Origin of the sequence: Kitasatospora sp. NPDC058032 (genome assembly GCF_042885845.1) — a bacterium.
Lineage (GTDB): Bacteria > Actinomycetota > Actinomycetes > Streptomycetales > Streptomycetaceae > Kitasatospora.
In genome coordinates this window covers 1-16,237 of the sequence record NZ_JBHVRK010000034.1, presented here as the reverse complement: position 1 = coordinate 16,237, position 16,237 = coordinate 1, and the positions used below count along the sequence as shown (strand labels likewise).

The following is a 16,237-nucleotide window of genomic DNA, read 5'->3' as shown; positions in this document are numbered from 1 at the left end:
TCCTACTCGTCGAGTTCGGCGACGCCGGTGATCCGGTGCAGCGCGAAGGTGCGCAGTTCGCCGTCGTGGTGGTCGAAGGCGGTGACGTAGCCGCCCTCGACCTTGACCGGGTCGATGATCCGCTGGCTGGCGAGGCCCTCCGCGTTGAGGTAGCCGATCCACATCCGCTCGCCGAGCAGGACCGCGGTCTGCAGCGCCGCGAGGGTCTCCGCGGCGGCCGTGCGCGGGAGTTGGCGCCCCGCCGGGGCGGTGGGCTCGCGCCGGGCGGCCGTCGCGGCCCGGTCCCCGGCCCGGATCGCCTTGAGGGCGGCGGCCAGCAGGGTGTCGTCCGGCGCGGGCGGGCCGTCCGGGACGGGCACCGGGGCCGCGCGCGGCGGGGTGCGGTGGCTGTCCGGACGGGTGATCAGCACATCGCCCTCGGCGGACTCGGCGGCCGGTGCGTACCCCATCGCGCGCAGGCCGGCGAGCAGCACGTCGGGTGCCGCCTGGGCGGCCAGCACGGTGGGCGCGAGCAGCCGCAGCCGCAGGTCGGCGGCGCGGCGGTCGGCCAGGATCTCGTTCAGCAGGGCCGGGTCGTCGCAGCGCAGGTAGGACGAGGCGGCGCCGACCCGCAGCAGGCCGTGCCGGCGGGCGACGTCGTCGATCAGGTAGGCGAGCGGCTGCGGGACGGGCGTGCGGGAGTGCTGCTCCAGGAAGGACCGCAGGTCGGCGGCGGTGCGGCCGGCGTCGAGGGCACGGCGCACCGACCCGGGGGTGAACCGGTAGACGGTCGCGCCGCCCTTGGACTCGATGTCGGCGCAGAGCGCGAGCGCCTGGGCGAGCGGGGTGAGCAGCGGGCCGGGGGCGATCGCGGTGAGGTCCGGCTGCAGGATGACGTGGTCGAGCGGCTGCGGCAGCAGCGGGGCGAGCACGGCGGCCGGGTCGTGCTCGGCGGTGAGCAGGGCGCGGGCGGGCGCGGCGAGCGCGCCGCGGCCGGTGACGCCGAGCAGCTCGGCCTCGGCGAGGGTCCAGGCGACCAGCTGGTCGCGCAGGTCGCCGCCGCCGTCGGGGGCGCTCGGCCCGCCGCGCAGCGGACGCTGCCAGCGCAGCGTGGGCAGCAGGTCCTCGGCGGCGGCCGGGGTGCCGGGCGGGAGTTCGGCGAGCAGGGCGAGGGCGGCGCGGCGCACGGACGGGGCGAGCGTGCGGTCCAGCTCCGGGCCGAGCGCGGCGCGCTGCCGGCCCTTGCCGTCGGGGGTGCCGGCGAGCGCCGCGACGCGGGTGGCGGTGAGCCAGGCGCGGGCGAGCACGGTCCACCGCTCGGCGGTGTCCAGCCGCAGCCACTCGTCGTACCCCGGGGTCGGCGCCCAGCGCTCGTCGACCTCGCCGTCCGGGGCCAGCAGGCCAGCGGTGTAGGCGAGTTCGAGCCAGAAGGCGGCGACCGGCTCGGTGCTCTCCAGGGCCTGGGCGGTGCGCTTGAGGTCGCGCACACCGAGGCCGCCGGCGCGCAGGGTGGGCGGCGGGGTGAGGCCCCAGAGGTCGAGGAGTTCCTCGACGGTCCGCACCGCGGTGTGCGCCTGCCCGGCCGCGGCGGCGTCCACCACCTTGGGGTCGCGCGGCGGGGTGGCGGGCGCCGGCTCGGGCGGGACCGGCTCGACGGTGCGGTGCGAGCGGCCGCCGCGCAGGTGGAGGGCGAGTTCGCGGGGCAGCACGACGCTGCCCGGGCTGCTGGGCAGCAGCAGGCCGCGGGCCAGCAGCCACTCGACCGGGCTCTGCGCGTCCTCGGCGGTGACCGGACGGGTGGCGTCCGGGACGGTGCCGGTGGGCGGACCCCAGACCAGCCGGTCGAGCAGCCGCAGGGCGGGCTCGGGGGCGGTGGCGAGCAGTTCCTCGCAGCGGGCGCGGTCGGTGAGCAGCGCGGTGAACGCGGCGACGGCGGTGACCGGGTCGGGCGTCGCGGGCTGTCCGGCGGCGGTGAGCAGCTGCTGGAGGCGGGCCGGGGACATCCCGGTGGTGGCCTCGGCGAAGGTCGGGCCGAGACCGGTGCGGCCGGGGTTCTGGGCGGTCGGGGCGAGCGCCTCACGGGCGGCGATGACCAGGCGCAGGCCGTTGTCCGGTCCCCAGAGCAGGGCGCGGTCGCGCAGCGTGGCCAGGGCGCGGGGGAGCGCGGCGGCGACGGCGGCCCGGTCGGCGGCGCTCAGCGGGGTGGCACCGGGGTGCGGCTTCACCTTGGTCGGCCCGGCCAGCAGGGTGCGCACGGCGGCGGGCGGGGTGCCGTCGGGGAGGGCGGCGAGGGCCTCGGCGACCTGGAGGGTGAACCGGTCCAGCCGCTCCAGCGCGCGCAGCGCGGAGGCGCGGGAGGAGAGCCGGGCGGTGAGCTGGGTGAGGTCGCCGGGCACGGGGTTGAGCAGGTCGGGGCGGGACCGGAGCAGGGCGGCGAGGTCGTCGTCGGGCCGGGCGCGCAGTTCCTCGGCCAGGGTGCGGGGGCCGGCGGCGGACTTGGCCTGGCGTTGGTGGCCCTGCTGTGTGGTCATTCGACCTAGGTTAGTCGGGCGGTGGCCGGGTGGGAGGGTCCCGGCGTCGGCGGAGCGACCGGTGCGGTGGGGCACGCCGGGGGCGCCGGGGCTCGCGTGGCAGGCGGCGGGTGGGTACCGTCACGGTCGGCGGGGATGACGCCGCGTCCGGACGCGTGTCGGGTCCGGTTCGGTACGGGCAAGGCGGGGTGTGTGCGATGTCGGACGGCGAGTGGTGGCGCAAGCAGGGGCCCTGGAGCGAGCCGCCGGCTGCCCCGGGGCCCGCGGGCCCGGGCGGGAGTGGTGAGGGGGACAGCGTGTACGCGCGGCAACCGGAGCCCGCCGCGCCGCCGCGCCCCCCGGTGCCGCCGCGCCCTGCCGGGGCACCGTCCGCGCCGTCCTCTGCGCCGTCCTCTGCGCCGTCCTCCGCGCCGGACGGAGCGCCCGCCGCGTTCCTGCCGCCCCCCGTACGGTCTCCGCGGCCGTCGGGGCCTTCGACGTCGTCGACGCCTTCGCGGCCCTCGCGGCCTGCGCGATCGGCACCGTCCGGGCAGGGCGACGGCTCGCCGTGGATCGCGAGGCCGGGCGAGGCGGCCCCCGCCGACCCCGAGGCGCTGCCACCCGCCTACCGCGCCGTGAACACGGGCGACTGGGACTACGTGAGCATCGACTTCGGTGACGGCCCGGTCGCGTCCAACCGGCCGATCCCCGAGCAGCGGACCGCCTCCGAGGAGGAGACCGGGCCCGGGCCGGCGGGCGAGGACGCGGCGCCGGGCGGGACCGCGGCGACCGAGCCGCCCGGCGCCGACGCCCCGGGGGAGACGGAGCAGGGGAAGGGGAAGGGCCGGGCCAAGAAGGCCAAGGGACGCAAGGGCCGGGCGGCCAGGGCCGGAGCCGACCCCGACGCCCCCGCGGCCCCCGAGACCCCGGACGGAGCCGCCAAGGCCGGGGCGTCCACCGTCCGCCGCCCCTCACCGCTGCTGCTGCTCTCCGCCGTCGTACTGATCGGCGGCGCCGTCACCGGACAGCTGATCGCCATGCTGATCGGCTGGGCCCTCGGTTACCTCTCCCGCCATCTGTCCGACCTCACCCGCAAGGTGGCCGTGTTCGGGATCCCGCTGATGACGATCAGCGGCAGCTCGCTGTTCGTCTGGGGCCGTGCCCAGGGCCGCTGGGGCACCGCCCTGAACCCCGGCGAGCAGGTCAACCAGGTGGTGTGGGACTCCGCGCCGGGTGTGCTGCGGGTGGCGGCCGTGCTGTCGGCGGTCTTCCTGCTCCTGATGTCGCTGCGCCGGCGCAGTGGCTGACCGGTCGGCGCGGCAGTCGAGCGGTCGGCGCCGGGCGGCAACTCCCGTGCGGTGGCCCGGAGAAGCGGGAAATCGTCGCCTTCCGTTCATGGTCGGCCGCACGACGTTCTGATGGAATGTCGGCCTGGTGTCCCCGATGCCGCTCAGCCGCCGCAGGAGGTCTCCCGTGCCACCGTCCCCGTCGTCCGCGTCGTTCTCGTCGCCGTCGTCCGCGTCCTCGCCGTCCGTTCCGCCCCGGCCGCGGTCCGCCGCGCTCAGCCGGCGCGGACTGCTGGTCGGCGCGGCCGTCGCCGCGGGCGTCCAGGCGCTCAACATCCGGACGGCGCACGCGGAACCGGTCCGCCGCGACCCGTTCCTCCTCGGCGTGGCCAGCGGCGATCCGCTGCCCGACGCGGTGGTCCTGTGGACCCGTCTGGTCGCCGACCCGTTCGACGCCGCGTCCATGGGCGCCCGCACCGTGCCCGTCTCCTGGGAGGTCGCCGCCGACCCGGGCTTCCGCCGGGTCGTCCGGCGCGGCGTCGCCGCCGCCGAGGCCGAGCGCGCGCACAGCGTCCACGTCGACGTCCGCGGCCTCCAGCCCGGCCGCGACTACTGGTACCGCTTCCGGGCCGGCCGCCACCTCGGCCCGGCCGCCCGGACCCGCACCGCCCCGGCCGCCGGCGCCCACCCCGGCCGGCTCCGCCTCGGTGTGGTCAACTGCCAGGACTGGCAGCACGGTTACTGGCCCGCGTACACCGCCCTGGCCGCCGAGGACCTCGACGCCGTGGTGCACCTCGGCGACTACATCTACGAGACCGACCCGAGCAGCGCCTTCCCGGACCGCCTGCACACCACCCCGCAGACCCCGGGCCTCAACCAGCTGAGCACCCTCGCCGACTACCGGGCCCGGCACGCGCAGTACAAGACCGACCCGGCCCTGCAGGCCGCGCACGCCACCTTCCCCTGGATCGTCACCTGGGACGACCACGAGGTCGAGAACAACTACGCCGGCCTGGTCGACGAGATCGACGACACCGGCGCCGCCCACCAGGACACCGCCGCCATGGCCCGCGAGCGCGCCGCCGCCTACCAGGCGTACTACGAGCACATGCCGCTGCGGAACCCCTACCGCAACGGCTCCCCGGACTACCGGCTGTACCGCCGCTTCGACTTCGGCGACCTGCTGCGTCTCAACGTGCTCGACACCCGCCAGTACCGCACCGACCAGCCGGGCGGTCACAGCCAGGACTTCGGCCCCGTCGCGGACGGCCTGGGCAACACCGCCGGCACCCTGACCGGTGCCGAGCAGGAGGAGTGGCTGCGCCGCGGCCTGACCGACTCCCGCGCCCGGTGGAACGTCATCGCCCAACAGGTGATGATGAGTCAGATCCGCTTCCCGAACTTCCTGGACCCGTCCCACCCGCTGCCGCCGCTCGCCAACCTCGACCAGTGGGACGGCTACGACCCCGCCCGCGCCCGGCTGCTGCGCTTCCTGCGGGACGCCGCCGTGGCCAACCCGGTGGTGCTCGCCGGGGACATCCACTCCTCCTGGTTCAGCGACCTGCGGATCGACCGCGACGACCTCGCCGCCGCCCCGGTCGCCGTCGAGTTCACCGCCACCAGCGTCAGTTCGGAGTTCCCGGCCGCCTTCGACGGGCCGCTCAAGGCGCTCAACCCCTCGCTCAACCCGCACGTGCGGTACTTCGAGGGCCTGCGCCGCGGCTACCTGCGCCTGGACGTGGACCGGGAGCGGTGGCGGACCGACGCCCGGACCGTCGACAGCATCGCCGTGCGCGAGTCGCCGGTGCGGACCTCCGCCTCCTGGGCCGTGGTGGCCGGCGAGCCGGGGCTGGTCCCCGCCTGACCGCCGCTTCCCGCCCGGCTGCTTCCCCCGTCCGACCGCCGGACCCGGACGTCGTGGTCGCCGAGGACCCGGACGGCAACCTCTTCTGCCTCTTCCGCGTGATCGACGCCGGCCGTTCCTAGCCGTCACGACGACGGCGGTTGCGGCGGTCGCGGCGGAGGCGGCGGCGGTCGCGCGGGTGGTGGCCGCGGTGCTGCCCTTGCCAGTGGTGCTGCTCGTGCCCGTGCTCGTCCCGGTGGGCGGCGCGGGTCTCCATGCCGCTGCGCACCGTCCGGCTCAGCGCGCCGGCCGCCGCCGCCAGGAAGACGAAGTTGTAGGCGATCTGCAGCAGCACCACCAGCCGAGGCCCCTGCCCGGCCGCGGTGATGTCGCCGTAGCCGATGGTCGCCATCGTGACGACCGTGAAGTACAGCGAGTCGAGCCGGGTCTCCAGCCCGATGAACTCGCCCTCGCGGTCGGCCAGGACGTAGTAGGTGGCGGCGAAGACGGTCAGCGAGAGGCAGATCAGGAAGGCCAGCCAGACCCCGGGGTGGCGGCCCGTGCCGCGGACGGTGTCGACGATCCGGGCCAGCAGCAGCCCGGTCAGGCCGGTCAGCACCACCCCGAAGAGCACCCAGCTCAGTCCCGGGCGGTCCTGGCCGAGAAGGCGCAGCGGAAGGGTGAAGTAGCCGAGCATCAGCAGGGTGAACGAACCGAGCAGCAGGGCCCAGGCCCGCGGGTCGGGGCTGTTCCGGGGCGGCGGTACCGGCGGTTGCTGCCCGGCCATCCCGGTCAGCCCGTCCCGGCCGGGGCGCCGCCCGGCTCGTCCAGGAACTCCAGCACCGCCAGGACCGCCACCAGTGCCAGCGCCAGACAGAGCGTCACCAGGACCGTCGGGTAGCTCCACAGCACGAACGCCAGCGCCGCGCCCACCACCGCCACCCAGCCCAGCCAGGCCTTCCACCGGTGCACGAACCGGCCCACCGGCCCCAGCCGCAGCCCGGCCCGTTGTGCGGCGCGCCGCACCGCCCCGAGTCCGGACGCCCACAGGCCCCGGACCGTCCCGGCCCACCGCCCCCGGCCGCCGATCCAGGCGCCCAGCGCCACCAGCAGCCCGAGCGCGACCACCACCCGGACCGCCGAGCGCAGGTACCGCACCAGGGTGTCGTAGACCGCCTGGGCCGCCGCCAGGTCGACCCCCGCCGCCAGCCGGTCCAGGTACACGGCGCGGAAGACGGACAGTCCGATCCCCAGCACCAGTGCCCCGCCCGCGATGCCCAGGGCGACCGTGACGACGGCCCGGCGGCGCCGGCCGGCCAGCAGCACACCGCCGACCGCGCAGGCCACCGTCAGCACCGGGAGCCAGAACCCGGCCAGGTCCAGCAGCCGGAAGCCGGTCCGGACCTTGGGGATCGCGTCCGACTGCACCAGCGTGTACTGGGTGTGCACCTCGGGGATCCGCGCGGCGATCGACAGGCCGTTGTCGACCAGCCGGGTCTTCACCCGGTCGATCAGCGGCGCGAGGTCGAGCACCACGGTGTCGTTCCTGATCTCGACGGCCCCGCCGCCCTGGCCGGTCAGCATCTTCTCGACGGCGGCGTGGGCGTCCCGGTTGACGTCGGTCCAGATCGTGGCGAACGCGTCGCTCCGCACCACCCGCAGGACCTGGTCGTGCACGAAGCCGGTGATCCCGTCGGTGAGCGCCCGACCGATGCCGCCGAGCAGGGTGTTCAGCAGCGGGCGGTCCGCCGGGGCGACCTCGGCGAGCAGCGAGTCGACCGGGAGGTACGTGACCAGCTCGGCGGTCACCCGGTCGGCGACGGCCGTCTGGACGGCCGGGTCGGAGGCCAGCGGCGCCATGGTGGCGACGTACCGGTCGGTGTCGGTGATCTGCGACCTGGTCCAGACGGCGGCGATGCTCAGCGGCGTCAGCACGCAGGCGAGCAGGACCAGCAGGACGGCGAAGGCGGAGCGGACCCGGTGACGCCGGGGCGGGGTGGCGGCCGTGCGGGCCTCGACGGCGCTGAGGCGGGCGCGCAGCTCGGCGAGCTCGTCGGGGCGGTCGCCGCCGGGCCCGTTGGTCGCCATGCCTCAGCTCCGTTCCTCCGGTCGTGCACACCAGGAGATAACGGATCAAAAGGGACGGCCAGTCGAGTCCGGGAGCCGGGCGGGCGGGTGGCCGGGCGAGCGGGTGGCCGGGCGGGCGACGGGGTGGCCGGACACGACGAAGCCCCCGCCACGGGGGCGGGGGCTTCGGCCGGGAACGGGCCGCCGGGTGTCAGGCGGTGGTGGTGGACCGCGGCTGCTCGGTGGCCTTGGTCACGTTGGTCGGGTTCACGGCCTGGCGGGACTGCTCGGCCGCCGGCTGCGCCGGGGCGGCGGTGCTCTGAGCGGTGCCCTGGGCGGCGTCGGCGGCGGGAGTGTCGTCCTCGCGCATCGCCTTCGTCTCCGCCTTGAGGATCCGCATCGACTTGCCGAGGCCGCGGGCCATCTCCGGCAGCTTCTTCGACCCGAACAGCAGGATCACGACAGCCAGCACCACGAGCACGTGCCAGGGCTCAAGACCGTTACGCAGCATCCCTGGCCACCGGTCCCTTCTCGTCTAGTGTCATACGTCACAGTTGGGCAAAGCGCCCGTCCTGGCCAGTATGCCTGCCCGTGGCGGCGAACGTATACACCGGTCGGGAAACGCTGGTCAAAAACCAGATGTTGCGCGGCCGGACGGCGCGTCGGGGTACCGGGCCCGCCGAGAGCCCCCGCATCCCCCGAGGTCAGACCGCCCCCCACGGCCCCCGCCCACCGTTCCGCCCCCGGCCCCCCACGCTGCGCCCGCCGACCGCCCACCCGGGGACCACGCCCCTTCGAGCCGCGCCACCCCCACGTTTTGGCCGGTTCCCACCACCGCCGCACCCGCTCGGTGCGGGGCTCGTTGGTCATCCCGGTGGCCCGGCTCGGCGTCGGGCCCCGACGCGGCAGGACCGCCGATCGGTGGCAGCCCCGGTCGCTCCGCTCCCCGCGGTCTGCGGGGATGGTCCTGAGGTCGAGGGGACACGGCACTGCTCCCCGCCCTCGCGGGGACTTCGACGTGGGCGGCAGGGCGCGGCGTCGGGCAACTGCCGTGAGCAGAAGCGGCCTTGACGTCAGGGTGTGAGTGCGCGGCAGCCCCCGCCCGAGGTGGGCGGGGGCTGCGATGACGCGCCGGTGGGGGAGTTGGGGGTGGGGGCGGTCAGGCGGTGGCGGGCTCGGGGGCGGGGGCCTGGGCGGGGACGGCGGGGAGGTGGCGCATGAGGCGGTAGGCGAGGAGCGAGGCGCCGATCGTGATCAGGAGGCCGACCGCGGCGGCGACGTGCAGGCCGTCGGTGAAGGCGGTGCGGGCGGTGGTCAGGAGGTCGGTGCCGAGCCGGCCGGGCAGCTGGGCGGCGACGGTGACCGCGCCGCCAAGGGTGTCCTGCGCGGTGCGGGCGGCCTCGCCGTCCAGGCCGGCCGGGAGGGTGCCGTCGAGCCGGGAGCGGTAGACCGCGGCACCGGCCGCGCCGAGCAGGGCGATGCCGAGGGAGCTGCCGAGTTCGACGGCGGTCTCGGAGGTCGCGGAGGCGGCGCCGGCCCGCTCGACGGGGGCGGCGGAGACGACCATCTCGGCGGTGAGGGTCATGGTGCCGACGGTGCCGGCGGCCAGCACGCCCGCCGCGGTGAGGACGAGCGCCAGCGGGGAGTCCGCGCCGACCCGGGTCATCAGCGCGAAGCCGGCCGCGCCGATCAGGAAACCCCCGGCCATCAGCACCGCCGGGCGGACCTTCCCGGCGAGCGCCGAGCTCAGGCCGACGGCGGCGCCCACACCCACGCTGGGGACGAGTGACCAGAGCGAGGCGGTGAGCGGGCTCATGCCCTTGACCAGCTGCAGGTACTGCGAGGTGAAGAGGCTGAAGCCCATCATCGCGAACATCGCCATGGTGTTGACGCTGATCGCTCCGCTGAAGGCGCGGATCCGGAAGAGGCCGAGGTCGAGCAGCGGGTTGGCGGCGGTGCGCTGGCGACGGTAGAACGCGCCACCGAGCAGCAGCCCGGCCGGGACGGCGAGCGCGGCGAGCGGGTCCCAGCCGTCCACCGCGAGCGTCTTGACGCCGTAGACCAGCGGCAGGACGGCGGCCAGGGAGAGGACGGCGCCGAGCAGGTCGAAGCTGCCGTGCTGCGAGGAGCGGTACTCGGGGAGCAGCGCCGGGGCGGCGAGCAGGACCAGGGCCATCACCGGGACGGCGAGCAGGAACGCCGAGCCCCACCAGAAGTGGTCGAGCAGCAGGCCGCCGGCGACCGGCCCCAGGGTGGCGCCGGCGGTGAGGATGCCGCCCCAGGCGCCGAGCGCGATCTGGCGCTGCTTGGGGTCGTGGAACATGTTGCGGATCAGCGCGAGGGTCGAGGGCATCACGGTGGCCCCGGCGACGCCCAGCAGGGCGCGGGCGGCGATCAGCTGGCCGGCGCCGTCCGCGTAGGCGGCGAGCAGCGAGGCGCCGGCGAAACCGGTGGCGCCGATCATCAGCAGCCGGCGGCGGCCGATCCGGTCGCCCAGCGCGCCCATCGTGATGAGCAGCCCGGCCAGCAGGAACGAGTACATGTCCATGATCCACAGCTGCTGGGTGCCGCTCGGCGCCAGCGTGGTGGAGATGTAGGGGACGGCGAAGAAGAGCACGCCCATGTCCATGGTCAGGACGAGGGTCGGGAGCAGCAGGACGGCGAGGCCGATCCATTCGCGACGGCCTGCACGGCCGGGGGTGGCGGTCATGGGGAAGACGGTACGGACGTGTCAGACGTTTGTCTAGTACGTTTGTCTCAATCAACTGTGCGAGACATATGTGCCAGACATTCGTGCAAGACATTCGTCTTGATCGGACGTAGCATGCGGGCATGGGAAATCGCGAGGACCTCATGGCCGGCGCCAAGCGCTGCCTGACCGAGAAGGGCTACGGGCGCACCACCGCCCGGGACATCGCCGCCGCCTCCGGCGTCAGCCTGGCGGCCATCGGTTACCACTTCGGCTCCAAGGAGGCGCTGCTCAACGCGGCGCTGATCGAGGCGACCGGGGAGTGGGGCGATGTCCTGGTGGCCGTCGTGGCGCGGGCCAACGAGACGTCCGACGACCCGGAGGAGCGGTTCGTCGCGGTCTGGGACGGCGTGCTGGAGAGCATCGCCGCGCATCGCGGCCTCTGGGCCTCGCAGTTCGAGGCGATGGTGCAGGTGGAGCGGGTGCCGGAGCTGCGGGAGGCGCTCGGCGAGGTCCAGAAGAACGCGCGGCTCGGGCTGTCGGCCCTGTTCCAGGGGCTCCCCGAGGTGGCGGACACCGAGGAGGAGCTGTCCCGCGGCACCTTCTATCAGGCGCTGCTGGTGGGCCTGGCCGGGCAGTGGCTGGCCGCGCCGGACATGGCGCCCGGTGGGCGGGGCCTGCTGCGCGGGCTGGAGCTGGTCGGCGGCTCGGTGCTGAAGCGGAAGTCCGCGGACTGGCACGGCGCCAAGGACTGGCACGGCCCCGTGACCTGAGAGCGCCCGGTGCCCCGCCCGGCACCCCGCCCGGGGCTCAGGCGGTGACGGCCGTCAGCAGCACCACCGAGTCGACGTGGGCCAGCAGGCCGTGCCGTTCCTGCGGGACGGCCTGCAACTGCCCCGTCGAGAGCTCCTCGCGACGCCCGGCGATGGTGAGCGAGACCCGCCCGCGCAGCACCTGGACGCTGGCGGCGGCCGGGGCGTTGTGCTCGTCGAGCGAGGTGCCCGCGGTCAGTGCGATCACCGTCTGCCGCAGCACCCCGTCGTGCAGCACCAGATGGGCGCTGCGGCCGTGCGGGCTCTCGGCCGCCATGGCCGCGTGCTCCGCGACGAGTTGTTCGAGATCGACCATCGCGCGTCCTCCTGCCGTCCGGGTGCGGCCCTGCCGCGTGGGCGCTCCTGCGGCCCAGCGTCCCGGACGCGCCGCGCGCCCGCACGCCGAGGTTCGCGGGCGCGGGCGCGCCGCGCGCGGGTGCGCTCGGCGTGCGGCGGTGGCCGACTGCCTCCATCGTGGAGGCATGGCGACCAATGAGCGTTTCTTCAGCGGCTTCCAGGTCAACCGCTCGCTGCTGGCCGGCGGCGCGGTGCTGACGGGCATCGCCGCGGTGTTCGGGACGGCGGGTGCGGTGATGGTGTGCGCGGCGCTGGCCACGGCCGGCCGCAAGTGGGTGCGGGGGCTGGACACCCCGCCGGCCGCCCTGACCCAGCGGGCCCAGCGGGCCCTGCACGAGGCCAAGGTGGCGTCGTCGGCGGGCTGGGAGGCGTGGCGCGCCGAGCACCACTCGCCCAACTGAGCACGAACCGGGCACGAACCCGGCCGGCGGCAGCCGCCCCGGCCGTCCCCGCTACAGCCCGAGCGACTTGGCGACGATGCTGCGCATGACCTCGCTCGTGCCGCCGTAGATCCGGAACACCCGGTTGTCGGTGTAGAGCCGGGCGATCGGGTACTCCAGGATGTAGCCGTAACCGCCGTGCAGCTGAAGGCACTTGTCGATCACGACGGACGCCGACTCGGTGCAGAACAGCTTCGCCGCCGCCGCGTCCGCCACCGTCAGCGCACCGTTCTGGTACAGCTCCAGCGCGCGGTCGACCATCGACTGCTGCGCCATCACCTGGGCCTCGCAGTCGGCCAGCGTGAACTTGGTGTTCTGGAACTCGGCGACCGCCTTGCCGAACACCTTGCGGTCCTTGACGTACTGCACCGCGAACCGGACGGCCGCGGCGGCGGCCGCGTACGCGCCGACCGCGATCGCCAGCCGCTCCTGCACCAGGTTGTGGGTCAGGTAGGCGAACGCCTTCCCCTCCTCGCCGAGCAGGTTTTCCACCGGCACCTTGACGTCCGAGAAGGCCAGCTCGGCGGTGTCCGAGGTGCGCAGGCCGATCTTCTGCAGCTTGCGGCCGACGCTGTAGCCGGGGGAGGCGGTGTCCACGCAGAGGATGGAGAGCCCGGCCCGGCGGTTCTCCGGGTCGTGCGGCGAGGTGCGGCAGACCACCAGGACGAGGTCGGCGAGCACGCCGCCGGTGATGAAGGTCTTGGCGCCGTTGAGCACGTAGTGGGTGCCGTCCTCGGACAGCCGCGCGGTGGTGGTGATGCCGGCGAGGTCGGAGCCGGCGCCCGGCTCGGTCATCGCGATCGCGGTCATCAGGTCGCCGGAGACGAAGCCCGGCAGCCAGCGCCGCTTCTGCTCCTCGGTCGCGTACTCCAGCAGATAGGGCAGCACCAGGCCGGTGTGCACCCCGGAGGAGCCGAAGCTGACGCCCGCCCGCGCGGTCTCCTCGGCGACCACCGCCTGGTACTTGAAACCGCTCTCGCCCGCGCCGCCGTACTCCTCGGGCACCTCGATGCCGAAGATGCCGAGTTCACCGAGCTTGCGGTAGAAGTCCCGCGGCGGGTGGCCCTCGGCCTCCCAGCTCTCGTAGACGGGGACGACCTCGTTGGCGATGAAGTCCCGGATGGTCTCCCGGAAGGCCTCGTGGTCCTCGGTGAACACGGTGCGGCGCACGGCGGCGCCTCCCTTCGACGGTGCCTGACGTTCGCTGGAGCCTGCGCGGCGGGCTCGGACGGCCCCGCCGATCGCCCCACAAGTTAATCCCGGGTAGCTTCGGCTGTCCAGGGTGGGGAGATCGGCGTCCGCGCCGCAATGAACGGCCTGGTGACGGGCTTCGCGGGGCCTCGAATCGCCCGGTGTCATTGTCCGGATGATTGTCCGACTTCCCCCTGGAACAGGGCTGCTCGATACATTCTTGGCAAATGCTTTACTGTTTCATTGCCAAGAGTCGACCTTTCCACCAGGCCCTCAGGAGTCCGCACCGTGACCAGCCTCGCCCTCGGCCCGTCCTGGCTCGATCCGACCCACCTGATCTCCACCTTCGGGCTGCTCGGCATCCTGGCCATCGTCTTCGCCGAGTCCGGTCTGCTGATCGGCTTCTTCCTCCCCGGCGACTCGCTGCTCTTCACCACCGGCCTGCTGGTGGCCGGCGGCACCTACCTGCACCAGCCGCTCTGGGTGGTCTGCGCGCTGATCGTGGCCGCGGCGGTGGCCGGCGACCAGGTCGGTTACCTGTTCGGGCGGAAGGTCGGCCCGAGCCTGTTCCGGCGCCCCGACTCCCGGCTGTTCAAGCAGGAGAACGTGGAGAAGGCGGCGGCCTTCTTCGACCGGCACGGGCCGAAGGCGATCGTGCTGGCCCGCTTCGTGCCGATCGTCCGCACCTTCACCCCGATCATCGCCGGGGTGAGCAGGATGAACTACCGGGTCTTCGTCCTCTTCAACGTGATCGGCGGGGTGCTGTGGGGCGCCGGCGTCACGGTGCTCGGGTACTTCCTCGGGCAGATCCCGTTCGTCCGGGACAACATCGAGGCGATCCTGGTCGGCATCGTGCTGGTCTCGGTGATCCCGGTGGCCGTCGAACTGCTCCGCGCCCGCCGCTCCGGCCGGGCCACCGAAGCCCCGGCCACCGAAGCCCCGGCCGCCGAAGCCCGGGGCACCGACGTCCGCGCCACCGACGTCCGCGCCGACGCCGGAACCGAGGCCCGCACCGACCCCGCCGCGGCCCCCACGGCGGCGCCCGTCGCCGGAACCGGCGGCCCGCACCGCGCCGGGTAGGCGTCCGGGGACGCCGCCGCCCGCCGTCGCGTACATGTGCGTCCGGCAGTTCGATCAGGCAAGGTGTAGGCGGAGATCGATCGGCGGCCCGGGGGACCGGCACCGCCAGGGGCGGCAAGGAGTGGAAGTGCCGAAGCGGGGCCGACCGGGCGGCGGCAAGAGGGCGAGGGGCGGCCGGGGCGGTCGTCCGCAGCGTCAGGCCCGCCCGGCCGTCGGCACGCGACCGGTCCACCCGTCCGAGGCGCCGCCCACCGAGGGGCTGCTCGGGCACCCCGCCCCGGTCGCCGAGCAGACCGTGGAGATCCCGCTCGCGCTGCCCGCCCCCGAGACCAAGGGCCTGCTGGCCCCGGAGCCCGAACCGGCCGCCGCCCCGACGGACACCACGGGCACCGCGTACGCCACGGGCACCGCCCTCGGTGAGGACACCGCCCCCGCCACGGCCACCGCGGAGCCGACGACGCCCGCCGGCCCGACGACGCCCGCCGGGGAGCCGCTCGCCCCGGTGTACCGCCGCCGCTCGGTGGCCGAGGACACCCTCACCCCCGAGGAGTGGCGGGCCGCCGGCTACACCCCGCCGGCCGGCATCCCGCTGGGCGCCCTCAGCCAGGGCGCCCCCGGCGAGGCGCCCTGGCCGGACCGGATGCGCACCCTGCTGCGCACCCCGATGTCCGAGCGCCCCGCCTTCGAGCGCTCCGCGCGCGAGCTGCACCCCGCGACCGCCTCCGCCGCGGCCCGCAACGTCCCGCGCATCCTCGACCTGACCCTGCGCATCGGCGAACTGCTGCTGGCCAGCGGCGAGGCCGCCGAGGATGTCGAGGCGGCCATGCTCGGCATCGCGCACGCCTACCGGCTGGACCGCTGCGAACCGCAGGTCACCTTCACCCTGATCGGCATCTCGCACCAGCCCTCGCTGGTCGAGCCGCCGATCACCGCCGACCGCGTGGTGCGCCGCCGGACCTCCGACTACACCCGGCTGAACGCGGTGTACGAGCTGGTCGCGGACATCACCGCGGAGCAGGTGAGCGTCAACGACGCCTACCGCCGGCTCGCTGCGATCCGCCGCAACCGGCACCCCTACGCGGCCTGGCTGCTCGCGCTGAACACCGGTCTGCTGGCCGGCGCGGCCACCTTCCTGGTCGGCGGGAAGATCGACGACAAGGCCTGGCTGGTCTTCCTCAGCGCCTTCGTGGCCGCCGTGCTCGGCGACCGGCTGGCCTCGCTGATCGCCCGTCGCGGGCTGCCGGAGTTCTACCAGTTCGTGCTGGCCGCGATGCCGGCCGCCGCCTCCGGCATCGTGCTCTCCTTCAACGAGCTGGGCCTGCGCGGCTCCGTGGTGATCACCGGCGGGCTGTTCGCGCTGCTGCCCGGGCGCGCGCTGGTCGCCGCGGTGCAGGACGGTCTGACCGGCTTCTACATCACCGCCGCGGCCCGCCTGCTGGAGGTGATCTACCTGGTGGCGGGCATCGTCATCGGCGTGATGCTGATCCTCTACCTGGGCGTCGGCTTCGAGGCGAAGCTGCGGCCGGACGAGTCGCTGGTCGGGAACAACTACCCGCCGGTCCAGATGGTCGCCGCGATGGTGCTGACGCTCGCCTTCGCGATGCTGCTGCAGACCGACCGCCGCTCGCTCGCGCTGGTCACCCTGAACAGCGGCATCGGCTGGGCCAGCTACGGCGTGCTGGCCTACAACGCCGGGGTCTCGCCGATCGTCGCGACCGGGGTGGCGGCCGGCCTGGTCGGCCTCTTCGGCCAGCTGATGGCGCGCTACCGCAACGGGTCCGCGCTGCCGTACGTCACCGCGGCGATCGGGCCGCTGATGCCCGGTTCGGCGCTCTACCTCGGCATGCTCTCGTTCGCCCAGGGGCACCCCAGCGGGGGGCTGGTCCAGATCACCCGGGCCGCCGCGATCGCGATGGCGCTGGCCATCGGCGTGAACCTGGGCGGTGAGATCGCCCGGCTCTTCATGAAGCTCCCGGTCGGGGG

General features: G+C 74.8%; 13 protein-coding genes. 6 read left to right on the top strand and 7 right to left on the bottom strand.

Annotation, left to right across the window (positions count from 1 at the left end; all coding sequences use genetic code 11):
• Positions 1-2 precede the first annotated feature (2 nt).
• Positions 3-2,510, bottom strand: coding sequence for a helicase C-terminal domain-containing protein (locus ACFVUH_RS33390; RefSeq protein ID WP_387917229.1), 2,508 nt, complete (start codon positions 2,508-2,510; stop codon positions 3-5).
• Positions 2,511-3,124: 614 nt separating this feature from the next.
• Here ACFVUH_RS33390 and ACFVUH_RS33385 point away from each other — a divergent pair.
• Positions 3,125-3,796: a hypothetical protein gene (locus ACFVUH_RS33385; RefSeq protein WP_355357650.1), complete on the top strand. Its 672-nt coding sequence runs from the start codon at positions 3,125-3,127 to the stop codon at positions 3,794-3,796.
• 166 nt (positions 3,797-3,962) lie between these two features.
• Entirely contained in the window at positions 3,963-5,639 is a 1,677-nt protein-coding gene (locus ACFVUH_RS33380) for an alkaline phosphatase D family protein (RefSeq protein ID WP_387917227.1), read from the top strand.
• 118 nt (positions 5,640-5,757) lie between these two features.
• Here the strand turns inward: ACFVUH_RS33380 and ACFVUH_RS33375 are convergent, their stop codons facing one another.
• From ACFVUH_RS33375 to ACFVUH_RS33360, 4 genes are all read right to left on the bottom strand, one after another.
• Complete coding sequence (locus ACFVUH_RS33375) at positions 5,758-6,405, bottom strand: potassium channel family protein (protein WP_387917226.1); 648 nt, start codon at positions 6,403-6,405, stop codon at positions 5,758-5,760.
• Between the two features lie 5 nt (positions 6,406-6,410).
• Entirely contained in the window at positions 6,411-7,706 is a 1,296-nt protein-coding gene (locus ACFVUH_RS33370; protein WP_387917225.1) for a hypothetical protein, read from the bottom strand.
• 190 nt (positions 7,707-7,896) lie between these two features.
• Complete coding sequence (gene tatA / locus ACFVUH_RS33365) at positions 7,897-8,196, bottom strand: Sec-independent protein translocase subunit TatA (protein WP_355357665.1); 300 nt, start codon at positions 8,194-8,196, stop codon at positions 7,897-7,899.
• 648 nt (positions 8,197-8,844) lie between these two features.
• On the bottom strand, positions 8,845-10,395 hold the full coding sequence (locus ACFVUH_RS33360) for an MFS transporter (protein ID WP_387917224.1): 1,551 nt from the start codon (positions 10,393-10,395) through the stop codon (positions 8,845-8,847).
• A gap of 122 nt (positions 10,396-10,517) precedes the next feature.
• Between ACFVUH_RS33360 and ACFVUH_RS33355 the strand changes: the two genes are divergently transcribed.
• Positions 10,518-11,147 carry a TetR/AcrR family transcriptional regulator gene (locus ACFVUH_RS33355; protein ID WP_355357671.1) on the top strand — a complete coding sequence of 210 codons (630 nt, stop codon included), beginning with the start codon at positions 10,518-10,520 and terminating at the stop codon, positions 11,145-11,147.
• Positions 11,148-11,184: 37 nt separating this feature from the next.
• Here the strand turns inward: ACFVUH_RS33355 and ACFVUH_RS33350 are convergent, their stop codons facing one another.
• Entirely contained in the window at positions 11,185-11,502 is a 318-nt protein-coding gene (locus ACFVUH_RS33350; RefSeq protein ID WP_380683463.1) for a cupin, read from the bottom strand.
• Between the two features lie 166 nt (positions 11,503-11,668).
• Here ACFVUH_RS33350 and ACFVUH_RS33345 point away from each other — a divergent pair, with 166 nt between their 5' ends.
• Positions 11,669-11,944, top strand: coding sequence for a hypothetical protein (locus ACFVUH_RS33345; protein WP_355357676.1), 276 nt, complete (start codon positions 11,669-11,671; stop codon positions 11,942-11,944).
• A gap of 51 nt (positions 11,945-11,995) precedes the next feature.
• Here the strand turns inward: ACFVUH_RS33345 and ACFVUH_RS33340 are convergent, their stop codons facing one another.
• Positions 11,996-13,153, bottom strand: coding sequence for an acyl-CoA dehydrogenase family protein (locus ACFVUH_RS33340; protein ID WP_387917222.1), 1,158 nt, complete (start codon positions 13,151-13,153; stop codon positions 11,996-11,998).
• A 309-nt stretch (positions 13,154-13,462) separates the two neighbouring features.
• On the opposite strand from ACFVUH_RS33340, the gene ACFVUH_RS33335 reads away from it, so the two are divergent.
• Positions 13,463-14,254: a DedA family protein gene (locus tag ACFVUH_RS33335; protein ID WP_387917220.1), complete on the top strand. Its 792-nt coding sequence runs from the start codon at positions 13,463-13,465 to the stop codon at positions 14,252-14,254.
• 127 nt (positions 14,255-14,381) lie between these two features.
• Positions 14,382-16,237 (top strand): threonine/serine exporter ThrE family protein (locus ACFVUH_RS33330; protein WP_387917219.1); only part of this gene is annotated, 1,856 nt, incomplete at its 3' end.

Coding starts and splice junctions, on each gene's coding strand:
- ACFVUH_RS33355 (WP_355357671.1), top strand. CDS start 10,518: ATGGGAAATCGCGAGGACCTCATGGCCGGCGCCAAGCGCTGCCTGACC.
- ACFVUH_RS33350 (WP_380683463.1), bottom strand. CDS start 11,502: ATGGTCGATCTCGAACAACTCGTCGCGGAGCACGCGGCCATGGCGGCC.
- ACFVUH_RS33360 (WP_387917224.1), bottom strand. CDS start 10,395: ATGACCGCCACCCCCGGCCGTGCAGGCCGTCGCGAATGGATCGGCCTC.
- ACFVUH_RS33370 (WP_387917225.1), bottom strand. CDS start 7,706: ATGGCGACCAACGGGCCCGGCGGCGACCGCCCCGACGAGCTCGCCGAG.
- ACFVUH_RS33390 (WP_387917229.1), bottom strand. CDS start 2,510: ATGACCACACAGCAGGGCCACCAACGCCAGGCCAAGTCCGCCGCCGGC.
- ACFVUH_RS33375 (WP_387917226.1), bottom strand. CDS start 6,405: ATGGCCGGGCAGCAACCGCCGGTACCGCCGCCCCGGAACAGCCCCGAC.
- ACFVUH_RS33345 (WP_355357676.1), top strand. CDS start 11,669: ATGGCGACCAATGAGCGTTTCTTCAGCGGCTTCCAGGTCAACCGCTCG.
- tatA (WP_355357665.1), bottom strand. CDS start 8,196: ATGCTGCGTAACGGTCTTGAGCCCTGGCACGTGCTCGTGGTGCTGGCT.